The sequence below is a fragment of the Azospirillum brasilense genome, assembly GCF_007827815.1.
GTDB lineage: Bacteria > Pseudomonadota > Alphaproteobacteria > Azospirillales > Azospirillaceae > Azospirillum > Azospirillum brasilense_C.
On the sequence record NZ_VITH01000009.1, the window covers coordinates 25034 to 38767 of the forward strand.

8 protein-coding genes are annotated in these 13734 nt (G+C 69.7%); 2 read left to right on the top strand and 6 right to left on the bottom strand.

Going from position 1 to position 13734, the window contains the following annotated elements:
- Window positions 1–36: 36 nt before the first annotated feature.
- On the bottom strand, window positions 37–1104 hold the full coding sequence (locus tag FBZ83_RS19225) for an Ldh family oxidoreductase (protein ID WP_145687066.1): 1068 nt from the start codon (window positions 1102–1104) through the stop codon (window positions 37–39).
- 566 nt (window positions 1105–1670) lie between these two features.
- Between FBZ83_RS19225 and FBZ83_RS19230 the strand changes: the two genes are divergently transcribed.
- Complete coding sequence (locus FBZ83_RS19230) at window positions 1671–2150, top strand: hypothetical protein (RefSeq protein ID WP_145677789.1); 480 nt, start codon at window positions 1671–1673, stop codon at window positions 2148–2150.
- Window positions 2151–2171: 21 nt separating this feature from the next.
- Here the strand turns inward: FBZ83_RS19230 and FBZ83_RS19235 are convergent, their stop codons facing one another.
- On the bottom strand, window positions 2172–3188 hold the full coding sequence (locus tag FBZ83_RS19235) for a sensor domain-containing diguanylate cyclase (protein ID WP_145687068.1): 1017 nt from the start codon (window positions 3186–3188) through the stop codon (window positions 2172–2174).
- Between the two features lie 266 nt (window positions 3189–3454).
- Between FBZ83_RS19235 and FBZ83_RS19240 the strand changes: the two genes are divergently transcribed.
- Window positions 3455–4765 (top strand): solute carrier family 23 protein, encoded by a 1311-nt coding sequence (locus tag FBZ83_RS19240; protein WP_145687070.1) that lies wholly within the window; start codon window positions 3455–3457, stop codon window positions 4763–4765.
- Window positions 4766–4834: 69 nt separating this feature from the next.
- Here FBZ83_RS19240 and FBZ83_RS19245 read toward each other — a convergent pair whose 3' ends face one another.
- The 4 genes from FBZ83_RS19245 to glf form a co-directional block, all read right to left on the bottom strand.
- Window positions 4835–7789 (bottom strand): PAS domain-containing protein, encoded by a 2955-nt coding sequence (locus FBZ83_RS19245; RefSeq protein ID WP_145687072.1) that lies wholly within the window; start codon window positions 7787–7789, stop codon window positions 4835–4837.
- 220 nt (window positions 7790–8009) lie between these two features.
- Window positions 8010–9776, bottom strand: a complete 1767-nt coding sequence (locus FBZ83_RS19250; protein ID WP_145687074.1) for an ABC transporter ATP-binding protein — start codon at window positions 9774–9776, stop codon at window positions 8010–8012.
- Entirely contained in the window at window positions 9773–10936 is a 1164-nt protein-coding gene (locus FBZ83_RS19255; RefSeq protein ID WP_145687076.1) for a beta-glucosidase, read from the bottom strand. Before FBZ83_RS19255 ends, FBZ83_RS19250 begins: the two co-directional genes overlap by 4 nt.
- A 161-nt stretch (window positions 10937–11097) precedes the next feature.
- Complete coding sequence (gene glf, locus FBZ83_RS19260) at window positions 11098–13413, bottom strand: UDP-galactopyranose mutase (protein WP_145687078.1); 2316 nt, start codon at window positions 13411–13413, stop codon at window positions 11098–11100.
- Window positions 13414–13734 lie beyond the last annotated feature (321 nt).

The following is a 13734-nucleotide window of genomic DNA, read 5'->3' on the forward strand; positions in this document are numbered from 1 at the left end:
GCGGGAACCGACCGGGTTTGAAGGAGGGAAGGGGTATCAGGCGTCGCCGGCCAGAGCGCGCAGCTCGGCCAGCCGGGCGGGGGCCAGCGGGATGCCGTCGCGCAGGGTGCGGGCGCGGCGGGCGTAGCGGCGCTCGCCCGGCATGCGGTCCTGTCCCGCTTCCTTCACCTCGCCGATGAGGCCGGCGACGCGGTCGGCGAAGGCGCCGGTCCCACCGCGCTCCGGGTCGATGACGATGAAGAGCTGGCCGGTGCAGGGCGTCTCGGCGCCGGGATGGGCCGACCAGTCGACCTCGCGCGAGTATTTGCCGCCGGTCAGCGCCGCTGCCAGCACCTCGATCATGAAGGCGATGGAGCCGCCCTTGTGGCCGCCGAAGGGCAGCAGGGCGCCGCCGTCGAGGACGGCCTTGGGGTCGGTGGTCGGCTTGCCGTCGCGGTCCACGCCGGAGCCGGCGGGAATGGCGTGCCCCTCGCGCGCCGCGATGCGCACGTCGCCGTTGGCCATGGAACTGGCCGCCTGGTCGAAGACCATCGGGTCGCCGCCGGCCACCGGGGTGGCGAAGGCCATCGGATTGGTGCCGTAGACCGCGGCCTTGCCGCCCGGTGGCACGACGCAGGCGAAGCTGTTGACGAAGGAGAGCGCCACCAGCCCCTCCCGCGCGAAGGGCTCGACGTCCGGCCACAGGGCGCTGAAATGGTGGGAGTTGCGGATCGCCATCACGGCGACGCCGTTGTCGCGCACCATCTCCAGGAAGCGGTCGCGGGCGGCCAGGAAGGCGGGCTGGGTGAAGCCGTTGGCGGCGTCGACGCGCAGGAAGGCGGGACCGGCCTCCTCCACCGTCGGTTCGGCCCGCCCGTCCACCCAGCCGCTCTTCAGCGAGCCGACATAGCCGGGGATGCGGAACACGCCGTGGCTGGTGGAGCCGTCGCGCTCGCAGGACGCGCAGTTCTCCGCAAGGATCGCCGCCACCCGTTCCGACGCGCCGTGGCGCAGGAAGATGCGCTCCAGAAGGGCCACCAGATCGGCGAAGGCGACCGGCGTCGCGGCGTCCGCGGTCTGGGCGAAGGCCGCGGCGGCGCGGCGGCTGGGGGTCTCGTCACTCATGCTCGTCCCTTCCGGTTCTTGTGTTCTTTGTCTCGTGCTCTTCTTGCGGGCGTCCCGGACTCTTGGCGATCCGGTGACCACCGGGCGCACCATAGCGCGCCGCGGCGGCACGGGCGAAAGGGAATGGCGTCCGGGTCTCCGCAATCGACCCGGCGGCGTGGGATTGAAGGGCGGGCTTCGTTTGTAATCCTGAATGTGCGTAAGTATAACCAACTGACTTTGTTGGCGAATCGGACGGCGACGGGAACCATGTCGCCGCCGGGACCGTTGTCTGGGAGCCTGCCGGCCAACGGCGCATCCGCCGGTCGTCACGGTGCTCCGGCACGGAGGAGCGGCAAATTGCCGCGTTCATCGCCACGCGGGCGTGAAAGCGCGCGGAATCAGCCCTGCCATGCTTCCGGCGGGTGTTGACGGACAGATGTTGCGGTGCACAATAAGCAATGAACCGGACGAGCTTATAAAGTGCTTGTTCTGGATCAAGGTCACGGGCCTGCGTTCCTGTCAAACAGACGGGGACATTGCAGACGCCGGTTGCCGCGGTTGAGTGTTTTATCAGAGGGGCCACGATGCGCGATCATTCCAGCCGTCACGGTGATTCCGGTTTCGACGCCGGGGTTCTCTGGGGAACCTCCATCGCTGGCATCGCTCTGTCCGGTCTCATGGCGTTCACCTGGAATCCCGCGGACGCGTCCTCGTCCGGGCCGGCCTCGGCCATCATCGACCGCGGTGCCCACCAGCTCGAACACGCCGCCTGCACGGAGGCGCTGTCCACCCTGCTGGCCCGCTTCCGCGACAACCCGGACGTTCTCTGGATCTGGGTGGAGCAGAGCGTTCCGACGGGCCACGGACTGGTCGTGCGGACCAAGGCCACCTCGGTGTCGCCCGACGCGCCGCGGCCCTACGCCTTCCGTCCCAACGCCGCCGTGAATCCGGAACAGGCCTGCGGCTTCTCCAGCAATTCGGTCCACGCGCTGTCGATGGGCGGCATCGCCCAGCCCTACGAAGTGACCGCTCCCGATCCCTGGAGCGTGGCCGGCGGCCCGTAAAAAGCTTCGCCGAAAACGGCGTCAGGCCCGGGCGGCCCGCCGGATCCTCTTCTGGACATACATGGCGGCGTCGGCGGCGCGCAGCGCGTGGTCCGGCGTCGTGGCGCTCGGGTCGGCGCTGACCACGCCGACGCTCGCCCCCGGATAGTCGAAGGCGCAGCCGCCCAGCCGGTAGGCGCCGCGGATCAGCGGCTCCACCCGCTCGCGCAGCGCGTCGGCCGCCTCATCCCCCTCGGCGCCGGGCGTGGCGCCCATGCCGACGATGATGAATTCGTCGCCGCCCAGCCGGCCCAGCGTGTCGCCGGCCCGCAGTCCGGTGCCGATGCGCCGCCCCACCTCGGTCAGGAATTCGTCGCCGGCCTCGTGCCCGTGGGTGTCGTTGATGGCCTTGAAGCCGTCGAGGTCGATGAAGCCGATCAGCACGCTCTGTCCGGCCCGTTCGGCCAGGGCGAACAGCCGGTGCAGCTCCGCGACGACGGCGCGCCGGTTCGGCAGGCCGGTCAGCGCGTCGGTGTAGGAATAGGATTCCAGGGCCGCGTTCAGGTCGCGGAACTGGTTCAGAAGCTGTTCGCGCTGCACATGGAGGGCGATCAGCGAGGCGAACAGGCGCAGCACCTGCTCCCCCTTGGGCGTCAGCGGCTTCTGCTCCGAACTGGCCGCGCAGAGCGTGCCGAACAGGCTGCCGTCGTCGAGATGGACTGGCGTGCTGACATAGGTGCGGATGCCCAGCGCCGCCGCCGCCTCGGAGTCGCCCCAGCAGCTGGGCACGTCGTCGGTGTAGAGCTTCCCCTCGTCGAGCGCCCGCTTGCACAGCGTGCCCTCCCACGGAACGGCCAGCCCTTCGGGAATCGTCAGGGTCTTGGTGTTGCAGGAGAAGAGAATACGCTGGATTCCGTGTTCCAGTTCGATGCGGGTGAGGTAGGTGGCCTCCAGCTCCGTCACCAGCTCCAGAAGCGACAGCAGGGGCCGGGTCAGCTCCTCCACGGTCTTCGCCGACGACAGGGTGTCTGTAAGTTGTGCAAACAGTTCGTCGGCCATGCGTCCATTCACTCTGCGGGCAAGCGCTCAAACCCGCAATGCGTGCAGGAACGCAGTTTCATGTCCATCCACGGGAATTTTATTGGGCATCATACTAACGAATGGCCTATGGCTTGGGCAACAGTTGAATGATTTCACGTCCCTGGCGGTGCCGCCGGGCCTTGGCGGGGGCATCTGCCGAAAAATTCCGCATGGTGGCGTTTGACCGGGCAGGCCGTCGCGGAGTAACCCTTGCCGCGCAACCACCGACACGGGAACCGCAGTTCATGACAGCCCCGCGCGACCGGGTGCTGGACGTCCACGACCGTCCGCCCCCGGCCACCTTCCTCCTGCTCAGCCTCCAGCACCTGTTCGCCATGTTCGGCGCCAACGTGCTGGTGCCGATCCTCACCGGCCTCGACCCGTCGGTGGCGCTCGTCACCAGCGGCCTGGGCACCCTGATCTACCTGGCCTTCACCAAGTGGCGGCTGCCCGCCTATCTGGGCTCCTCCTTCGCCTTCATCGGCCCGATCGTCGCCGCCACCCAGATCGGCGGAACCGGCGGCGCGTTGGTCGGGGCCTGCGCGGCGGGGGCGGTCTATGTGGCGGTCGCCCTGCTGATCCGCGCCTTCGGCGTGCGCTGGCTGCTGGCCATCCTACCGCCCATCGTCGTCGGGCCGGTGATCGTGGTGATCGGCCTCGGCCTCGCCTCGGTCGCCGTGGGCATGGCGCAGAACACCGCGGGCGGCGGCGCATACAGCCTGCCGCACTTCCTGCTCGCGCTGGCGACGCTGGGCAGCATCTTCCTCTACTCCATCGTGCTGCGCGGCTTCTTCACGGTGGTGCCGATCCTGCTGGGCATCCTGACCGGCTATGTTCTGGGCGTGGTCTTCGGCATGGTGGACTTCGGGCCGGTCGCCGCCGCGCCCTTCCTGCGTATGCCCGACTTCCACCTGCTGTTCTCCGGCATGAAGGAGGGCGTGTCGGCCTGGGCGATGATCCTGCTGGTGGCGCCGGTGGCTCTGGTCACCATCGCGGAGCACATCGGCGGGCAGATCGTGCTGAGCCGTGTCGTCGGCCGCAACTTCATCGCCGATCCGGGCCTGCACCGCTCGGTGTTCGGCGACGGCGTGGCGACCATGGTGGCGGGTGTGCTGGGCGGACCCCCGGCGACGACCTACGGCGAGAACATCGGCGTGCTGGCGGTGACCCGCGTCTTCAGCGTGTGGGTGATCGGCGGGGCGGCGACCCTTGCCATCATCCTGGGCTTCGTGGGCAAGCTGTCGGCCTTCCTGTCGAGCATCCCCACGGCGGTGATGGGCGGCGTGTCCATCGCCCTGTTCGGCGTCATCGCCTCCTCGGGCATCCGCACGCTGATCGAGGGCAAGGTCGATCTGGGCGACAAGCGCAACCTGCTGATCTCCTCGACCATCCTGGTGATCGGCATCGGCGGGGCGTCGCTGAAGTTCGGCGACGGCGGCTTCGTCGTCTCCTCGATGGCGCTGTCGGCGCTGATGGGCGTCGTCCTGAACGCGGTCCTGCCGGGCCGCGGCACCGGCGGCGACGCCGAGGCCATCCTGTCCTCCGACCACATCTGAGCAACCGGATCGCGGCCGGCCAAGGCGGAGCCCTCCCGGGGGCTCCGCCTTTTTTATTTCCCGGCCTCTTTATTCCTCTGCTTGGCCCATCAGGATCGCGTCGATCCGCCCGACCAGCTCGTCGATCCGGTAGGGCTTCGCCAGCACCGGGATGCCGGTGGCGCGGGCGATGTCCTCGCTGTAGCCGGTCGCCAGGATGACCGGCAGGCTGGGCCGCCGCTCGCGGGCCTCGCGGGCCAGATCGATGCCGCTCATTCCACCGGGCATCACCACGTCGCTCAGCAGCACGTCGACCCCGTCGTCCGCCAGATGGGGCAGCGCCTCCTCGGCGTTCGCGGCGGACAGCACGGCGAACCCGGCGTCCTCCAGTGCGGTGCTGACGGTCATGGCAACGATGGGATCGTCCTCCACCACAAGGACGCGGCCATGACGCCGCGCGCCGCCCGACGGCGGCACGATGGCGACGGGAAGGGCGGGCTCCACCGCCGGAGCCACGCCGGAGCGCCGGAGCAGCAGATGCACCGTCGTGCCGTGGTCCGGCGCGCTGTCGATCCAGGCGGTGCCGCCGGCCTGCCGGGCGAGGCCGTAGACCTGGGCCAGCCCCAGCCCCGTCCCCTTGCCGAGGTCCTTGGTCGTGAAGAACGGCTCGAAGGCGCGGGCGGCGACCGCGGCGGGCATGCCGCAGCCGGTGTCCGACACCGACAGGTGCAGGAAGTCACCCTCCACTCCCCGCGGATCGCCGGCCGCAAACACGCTGTTGACCGCCTCCACCGTCAGCCGCCCGCCGGACGGCATGGCGTCGCGCGCGTTGACGGCGAGGTTGATGACCGCCAGCTCGAACTGGGTCGGGTCGACCTCGACGGGCCAGAGATCGTCACCGAGGCGCAGCTCCAGCGCGATGTCGGCGCGCAGCGCCCGCTCCAGCAGCGCCGACATGGCGAGCACCCGGTCGCGCACGCCGATGGATTCCGGGCGCAGGCTGTCGCGCCGGGCGAAGGCCATGAGCTGCTGCACCAGCTTGGCCCCGCGCCCCACCGCCTGCTGGCCGGCGTCGAGCAGGACATGGACCTGCGGCTCCCCGGTGCGGCGCCCGATCATCGACAGGCAGCCTTCCAACGCCTGGAGCAGGTTGTTGAAGTCATGGGCCACGCCGCCGGTCAACTGGCCGACCGCCTCCATCTTCTGGGCCTGGCGAAGCTGCTCCTCGGTCTGCCGCAAGGCGGCGTCGGCCTCCTTCTGGGCGGTGATGTCGCGGCCCACGGCGTGGATGAAGCGGTCGTCCGGCACGGCGACCCAGGACAGCCAGAGGTAATGACCGTCCTTGTGGTGGTAGCGGTTCTCGAAGCGCGGCGTGGTGTGCCCGGCGCCCAGCCGCGCCGCCTCGGCCCGCGTGCGCTCCAGATCGTCCGGATGCACGAAGTCGAAGAAGCTGCGCGCCGCCAATTCCTCCTCGGTCCAGCCAAGCAGGCTGGTCCAGGCTGGGTTCACCGCGGTGATGGTGCCGTCGAAGCGCGCCACCAGCATGACGTCGGTGGACAGGCGCCACATGCGGTCGCGGTCGGCGGTGCGCTCGGCGACGCGCTGCTCCAGCGTGGCGTTCAGATCGCGCAGCGCGTTCTCGGCATGCTTGGCCTCGGTGACGTCGCTGCCTTCGCAGAAGATCCCGGTCACCCGCCCGACAGCGTCCTTGATCGGCTGGTAGATGAAGGTGATGAAGCGTTCCTCCACCGGCGCCCCGGGGTGGCGGGCGACGCGCACCGGCAGGGCGTGTCCGACAAAGGGCTTCCCGCCGTCGTACACGCGGCCCAGCAACTCGAAGAAGCCCTGGCCGGCGACCTCCGGCATGGCCTCGTGCACCGGCTTGCCGATCAGGGGTCGGTCGCCGACCAGTTGCCGGTAGGAGTCGTTGGCCAGCTCGAACACATGGTCGGGGCCGCGCAGCACGCACATGAAGTTGGGCGACTGCCGGAAGAGGTTGCGCATCTGCTCCCCCTCCGCGGCCAGACGGGCGTTGGCGCGGTGCAGCGATTCCTCCGCCTGGGCGCGCTCCAGCGCCGACCATGTGCGCTCCGCCACCTCCTCGACCAGACGGACCTCGTCGGGGTGCCAGTGCCGGGGCTTCCGGTCGTGGACGTAGAGGAGGGCGACCATCCGCCCGTTCTTCACGAGGCTGGTGGTGACGGCGGAGGCGATGTTCAGCGCGGCCAAGGCGGCCTGCCGGTCCGGCGTGGCGAAGCGCGAGTCCACCGCGGCGTCGTGGATGGTCAGCGTCCCGCCGCTGCGCAGCGTGTCCAGAAGCTCCGGTCCGAAGCTCAGCAGGTCATGGGTGCCGGCCTGATGGTCGACGCTGCCGTCGGTCCAGTTCCGCTCCGTCGTGAAGAAGCGGGCGGTTTCGTCGACCACGCCGTAACCAACGCGGCTGACCCCCAGGTGACGGCCCAGAGCCTCCTCCGCCGCCGCGGCCACGGCGAACGGGTTGGCGAGTTGGCGCAGCCGCGCCTCCAGCTTCAGGTGGAAGTCGGTGCGCCGGGCGGCGAGCACCTGCGAGGTCGTCTCGATGGCGGCGCAGAACATGCCGGGGATACGCCCGTCCTCGCCGCGCACCGGGGTGTAGGAGAAGGTGAACCAGGCGTCCTCGCGGAAGCCCCGGCGCTCCATCGGGATCAGCAAATCCTCGTACCAGGACGCCTCGCCGGCCAGCGTGCGGTCGACCAGCGGCTTGATCTGGTCCCAGATGTCCCACCACACCTCGGCGAATGGGCGGCCGAGCGCCTCCGGATGCTTGGACCCGAAGATCGGCACATAGCCGTCGTTGTAGAGGAACGACAGCTCCGGCCCCCAGGCCACGAACATCGCCTGGCGGGAGGACAGGACGACGCTGACGATGGTGCGCAGACTCTGCGGCCAGCCCTCCGGCGGGCCGAGCGCCGTGGACGCCCAGTCGTGGGAGCGCATCCGCTCCCCCATCTCGCCGCCGCCCGACAGGAAATCGAGGTCGCCGCCCATCACCGGCAGGTCCGTCATGGGCCTGCCCCACGGGTTTTTCGCGAAATGGATGTGCTTTGTTTGGGAGTGCTATCGTCGGTCGTGGCTTTCATCGAGCTTTCGGGCCGAGGCGAGGTTGCGTCTGGTGTCTTAACACACGACGCGCGGAAAGATAGCCCGTCGAAGGGTGGTCTTCCCTAACCGATCCGGCTGATGCGACCTCCGCGCCACGGTGCGGAGGCCGCCCGGCAGGCCCTGTCTATTCCGCCGCGAAGCCCTGCGCCTGGAGTTGCCACAAGGAGTTGAACAAGCCGCCGCGCCGCCGCAACTCCGTGGGATGGCCGTCCTCGGCGATGCGGCCGTCCACCAGGACCAGCACGCGGTCGAAGGCCGACACGGTGGACAGGCGGTGCGCCACCGCGACCACGGTCCGCCCCTGGGCCAGATCGGCCAGCGCCGCCTGGATCTCCTGCTCCGACTGGGTGTCAAGGGCGGAGGTCGCCTCGTCGAGGATCAGGATCGGCGCGTTCTTCAGGAAAGCGCGGGCGATGCCCAGCCGCTGCCGCTGCCCGCCCGACAACCGCACGCCGCGCTCGCCGACCAGCGTGCCGTAGCCCTCCGGCAACTGCCGGATGAAGCCGTCGCAGAAGGCGTGGCGGGCTGCCTCGAACACCTCCTCGTCGCTGGCGTCGGGGCGGCCGTAGCGGATGTTCTCCAGGATCGGGCGGTGGAACAGCGCGATGTCCTGCGGCACCACGGCGATCTTGGCCCGCAGGTCGTCCTGGGCGAGCGCGGTCAGCGGCTGGCCGTCGATGAGGATGTCGCCGCGCTGCACGTCGTCCAGCCGCTGGATCAGGCTGATGAGGGTGGATTTGCCGGCCCCCGACGGCCCGACCAGCCCGACCTTCTGCCCGGCCGGGATGGTCAGGTTGAAGTCCTCCAGCACCTTGCGCCCTTCGGGATAGCGGTAGGAGACCCGGTCAAAGGCGATGGCGCCGCCGCCGGGCTTGGCGGGTTCGGCCGGCACGGGGTCGAGCACGTCGTGCGGGCGGGCGATCACCCGCAGGCTCTCGTCGATGGCGCTGACCTGCTGGGTGGCGGTGACCAGCGCGAAGGCGAGGTCGCGGGAGCCGTGCAGGATGCGGAAGGTCAGCGCGCTGACGATCACCACGTCGCCGGTGGTGATCGTGCCGTCCCGCCACAGCAGCAGCGCCCACAGCAGCATCGACCCGGCCATCACCCAGAGGCAGATGTCGTGGACGACGCGGGTCTTCTCCAGATGCATCCAGCTCCGGCGGTGCGCCCCGGCCTCCACCGTGAAGGCCTGCCGCAGGCGCTCGCGTTCGCGCCCGCGGGCGGAGAAGGCCTTCACCGTCCAGACGTTGGACACCACGTCGACCAGCTCGCCATTGGTGCGGGCGGACTGTTCGGCGAAGGCGTGGTGCACCGTCCGGCCGCGCAGCCCCAGCCCGACGATGGCGACGGCGACCACCACGGCGAACATCACCAGCGCCGCCGCCATCCCCCAATGGATGGTCAGCAGCACCAGCACCGCCCCCAGGAAATCGGTGACCGGCGGGACGATGCTCCAGGTCAGGGTGCGGAAGATGGTGGTGGCGGCGTTCTCGGTGGCGGCGATGCGGTTGCCGAGCGACCCGGCCAGATGCTCCGAGAAGTAGCGCATCGAATGGCCGGTCAGGTGCCGGAACAGGTCCAGCCGCATGTCCACGCCGGTCGCCAGCACCGTCCGGCAGCCGAGCCAGCCGCCCAGCCGCCACAGCACGTTCTCCGCCGCGATGAAGCCCAAGAACAGGCCGAGCGGAGTCCAGACGTCCGCCGCCGCCCGGTCGGGGGAGGCCATGGCGTCGATCAGCAGCTTCATCCCGTACTGCACGGCGACCGCGCAGCCCGCCGCCGCCACGATCACCGAGAACAGCCCGCCGAACGACCAGGGCCGCCGCCGGATGTAGCGCAGCAGGAAGCGGCCGGGACGGTCCGGGATGGTGTCCGTGTTGGAACCGCTCATTGAGCCGCCTGGAGTTCCGGCCGGGTGGATTGCGGCTGGCTGAGCAGCGCGCCGACGCGGGCCTGCGCGCGCTCCAGGGCGGCGGCCAGCGGCTGATACAGGCAACGCCCGCCATCCTCGTCGCACAGGCCGTAGAGTCCGGTCTCGCAATGGCGGTCGTTGGCCCAGCCGGGATAGTCGAGGATCGGGTAGAGGCAGACGCCCTCCACCGGCACATTGGCCTTCAGAGCCGCGATCACCTCCCCCGTCACATAGTCGAGCCAGGGCGCGCGGGCGTCGCCCTCGGCGCCGGTTTCGGCCACCAGGACCGGGCGGCCGTAACGCCGGTGCACCTCCGCCAGGATGTCGGCGAAGGGGCGGTAGCGCGGGTCGTCGCGCCCGATGGTGCCGCCCTTCAGGAACCACTGGTTGTCGGAGTAGTAGTTGACCCCGATGACGTCCAGATACTCCGGCTTGCCGCCCAACCCCGGCCAGGCGTAGCCGCCGATCATGTCCCACGCCTCGTACTGGGCCAGCCGGGCCTCCTCCGCGGCCCCGGCGTCGCCCTTGCGGTCGGGGCGGGGCAGCACGTTGATGACCGGATCGACCTGAACGATGCGGGCGCGCGGGTCGGCGGCGCGGATCGCGTCGATTGCCGCGATGCTGGCGCGGACGAGCTGGTGCTTGAGTTCGGCCCCGCGGCGCTCGGCCATCGGGTTGAAGCGCTTCATGTCACCGCCGGCCCAGGCCCAGTAAGAGATTTCATTGACCGGGCAATATGCGGGCGCCTCCACGCCCTCGTCGCGCAGCAGGGCGGCTGTGGCTCCGGCGAAGCGGGCGAAGCGCTCCACGAAGGCGGGGCGCCAGACGTCGATGTCGTCCGGCCAGCCGTAATGGCAGAGGTCCCAGATCACCCGGACCCCGGCCTCCCGCGCCGCGCGGACCATGGGCAGCAGGCTGGACCAGTCGTAGTGGCCCGGCGTGGTTTCGATGAGGTGCCAGCGCACGCCGTCGCGCACGCTGCGCAGGCCGTGCGCGGCCATGCGTTGATAGTCCTGCGCGGCCAGCCGGTCGTGGCCGGTCGCCGCGATCAGGTCGAGCCGGCGCCCGTCGTGCCGCCGGTGCGTCGAGCATTCGAAGCCGCCGAGGAAGACGCTGTCGAACAGGGTGGGGGTGTGCATGGGGGGTGCTCTTTGTAGAAGGCGGGGAGTTGGGAAGGCATTGCCCCCTCCCTAACCCTCCCCCGCTTCGCAGGGGAGGGGATTAAGCTCCCTCTCCCGCGCAGCGGGGGAGGGAAGGGGCCCGCGGCGAAGCCGTGGGAAGGGTGGGGGCAAGGGTGCGCCTAATCCCCCATCCCCGCGACCCGCACCTCCCGCTCCGCGCCCAGCGAGCCGAAGGCCCGCGCGGCGGCGGCGAGACCGCGGCTCTGCTGCTCCTCCTTCTCCAGGCGGGCGTAGACCGCGAGCGCCTGCGCTACCACTTGGTCCATGTTGTAGTAGCGGTAGGTGCCGAGCCGGCCCAGGAAGATCACGTCCGGGGTGTTGTCGGCCAGCGCCTGGTACTTGCGGAACAGCTCCTGGTTCTCCGGGCGGGGGATCGGGTAGTAGGGATCGCCCTGCGCGGAGGGGTACTCGTAGGTGATGCTGGTCTTCGGGTGGCTTTGCCCGGTCAGGTGCTTGTACTCGGTGACGCGGGTGTAGGGCACCGCCTCCGACGGCTCGTTCACCACGGCGGCGGGCTGGAACCACTCCCGGTCAACGGTCTCGTGCCGGAAGGTCAGGGAGCGGTAGGGCAGCTTGCCGAAGCGGTGGCCGAAATACTCGTCGATCGGGCCGGTGAAGACGATGCGGTCGTAGGCGATCTCGTCGCGCACGTCGTCGAAATCGGTGTTCAGCATCACCTTGATGTTCGGGTGGTCGAGCATGCTCTCGAACATGCGCGTGTAGCCGTTCAGCGGCATCGCCTGGAAGCTGTCGCCGAAATAGCGGTCGTCGTCGTTGGTCCGCGTCGGCACGCGGGCGGTCACCGCCTTGTCGAGCTGCGACGGGTCGAGGCCCCACTGCTTGCGGGTGTAGCCGCGGAAGAACTTTTCGTACAGCTCCCGCCCGACCGCGCCGACCACCACGTCCTCCGAGGTGCGGACGTCGGCCACCGGTTCCGCCCGGCTCTTCAAGAACTCCGCGACGCCGGCCTCGTCGAGGTCCAGCCCGTAGAGCTGGTTGACCGTCGTCCGGTTGATCGGGATGGGGACGAGCCGCTCGTCCACCCGCGCCAGGACGCGGTGCTCGTAGGGGCGCCACTTGGTGAAGCGCGACAGATAGTCGGCGACCGGCTTGGCGTTGGTGTGGAAAATGTGCGGGCCGTAGCGGTGGATCAGCACACCGGCATCGTCGTAATGATCGTAGGCGTTGCCGCCGATGTGCGGACGCCGGTCGATCAGCAGGACGCGCTTGTTCAACCCCGCCGCCAGACGTTCCGCCAGCACGCTGCCGGCGAAGCCCGCCCCGACGATCAGATAGTCGAAGCCGGAGCGGCGGCCGGCGGCGCGCCCGTTGGCGTGCTTGGCCGGATGCCTGGACGGATGGATCGCCGGCGCCGGGCGGTGGGCCGGCGGCGCGGCGCGGCCGCGCTGGCGGGCCTGCTCCATCAGCGTCTTCATGCGGCCCTGGGTCTTGTCCCAGGACATGTCGCGCAGGACATGGTCCGCGGTGGCGCGCAGCCGTTCCGGGTCGGCGGCGTCGGCCAGGGCGGCCGCGACGGCGGCGACGAAATCCTCCGGCGCGTCGGCGATGCGCACGACCCCGCTGTCGCCATAGCCGCGCACCACGTCGGTGATCGAGGTGGAGACGACCGGGCGCCCGGCGGCCAGATATTCCGGCGTCTTGGTCGGGCTGATGAAGCGGGTGGATTCGTTGCGCGCGAAGGGCATCAGGGCGACGTCCCAGCCCGCCAGATAGTGCGGCAGGTCGTCGTAGCTCTTCGGGCCGAGATAGTGGATGTTCGGACGGTGGGGCAGATCGGCCGGGTCGATCTTCACCACCGGGCCGACCAGGACGAACTGCCAGTCGGGCCGGGCCGCGGCGGCGGCGTCGAGCAGGGCGATGTCCAGCCGCTCGTCGATGACGCCGTAGAAGCCGAGCCGCGGGTGCGGGATGGCCGCCTGATCGGCGGGCTCCTCGACGATGCCGCGGGCGGCGGCGAAATGGGCGACGTCGACGCTGCTGGGAAAGGGGTGGGCGTTGGGGTGCAGGGTGCGCTTGGCCTCGTAGAGGCTGACGCCGCCGGTGAACACCACGTCGGCCCGCGCCATCAGCTGCCGCTCGCGCTCGACCAGTTCCGGCGGCGCGCCGTGGAAGGCCGAAAGCTCGTCCATGCAGTCGTAGACCACCAGCGCCCCGCGCAGATGCCCGGACAGGCCGAGGCTCATCGGCGTGTAGTACCAGAGGATCGGGTCGGTCACCCCCTCCTCGGCCAGATAGCGGTCGAGAAGCTGGCGCTGGGCGGTGACGGCCGCCTCGCCGTCCAGGCCGGCGGGCAGGCGGGGCACCAGGACGAGGACGCCCTCATCCTCGCGCACGTCCAGCCAGGGCTCGGGCGTGTCGTTGTGGATCGGCTCCTCGACGAACAGCACGCGGTGGTCACGCGCGAATCGCGACATAAGATGTTGTGGACGCTGATAAACGAAGCTCCAGCGCAGGTGCGAAAAGCAGATCAGGGTCTGCGAGGGTGGAGCGGTGATCTCGGAGTGTGGAGAGTCGGCGGTCGGACGTGTTCTTTTTCGGTTTCTGCCGATTGGGAACTGGTGTTGGCCGGCCCAACTCATGTTTCCATCCTCTCATCAATGACGTATCGTCGGGTTGCCGCCGGGAATTCGCCACGAATACAGTGGATTTTTGCGGCGCAGCGGAATGGCGTCGAAAACCGGAAACCAATAACGGGGTCGGCCGGGGTGGGTTCCGTGACAGAAATGCGCTGCGGA

What these genes read in the sequence shown, in the direction of transcription:
- glf (WP_145687078.1), bottom strand. Translation starts at nt 13,413, where the DNA reads ATGTCGCGATTCGCGCGTGACCACCGCGTGCTGTTCGTCGAGGAGCCG.
- FBZ83_RS19255 (WP_145687076.1), bottom strand. Translation starts at nt 10,936, where the DNA reads ATGCACACCCCCACCCTGTTCGACAGCGTCTTCCTCGGCGGCTTCGAA.
- FBZ83_RS19225 (WP_145687066.1), bottom strand. Translation starts at nt 1,104, where the DNA reads ATGAGTGACGAGACCCCCAGCCGCCGCGCCGCCGCGGCCTTCGCCCAG.
- FBZ83_RS19240 (WP_145687070.1), top strand. Translation starts at nt 3,455, where the DNA reads ATGACAGCCCCGCGCGACCGGGTGCTGGACGTCCACGACCGTCCGCCC.
- FBZ83_RS19235 (WP_145687068.1), bottom strand. Translation starts at nt 3,188, where the DNA reads ATGGCCGACGAACTGTTTGCACAACTTACAGACACCCTGTCGTCGGCG.
- FBZ83_RS19230 (WP_145677789.1), top strand. Translation starts at nt 1,671, where the DNA reads ATGCGCGATCATTCCAGCCGTCACGGTGATTCCGGTTTCGACGCCGGG.
- FBZ83_RS19250 (WP_145687074.1), bottom strand. Translation starts at nt 9,776, where the DNA reads ATGAGCGGTTCCAACACGGACACCATCCCGGACCGTCCCGGCCGCTTC.
- FBZ83_RS19245 (WP_145687072.1), bottom strand. Translation starts at nt 7,789, where the DNA reads ATGACGGACCTGCCGGTGATGGGCGGCGACCTCGATTTCCTGTCGGGC.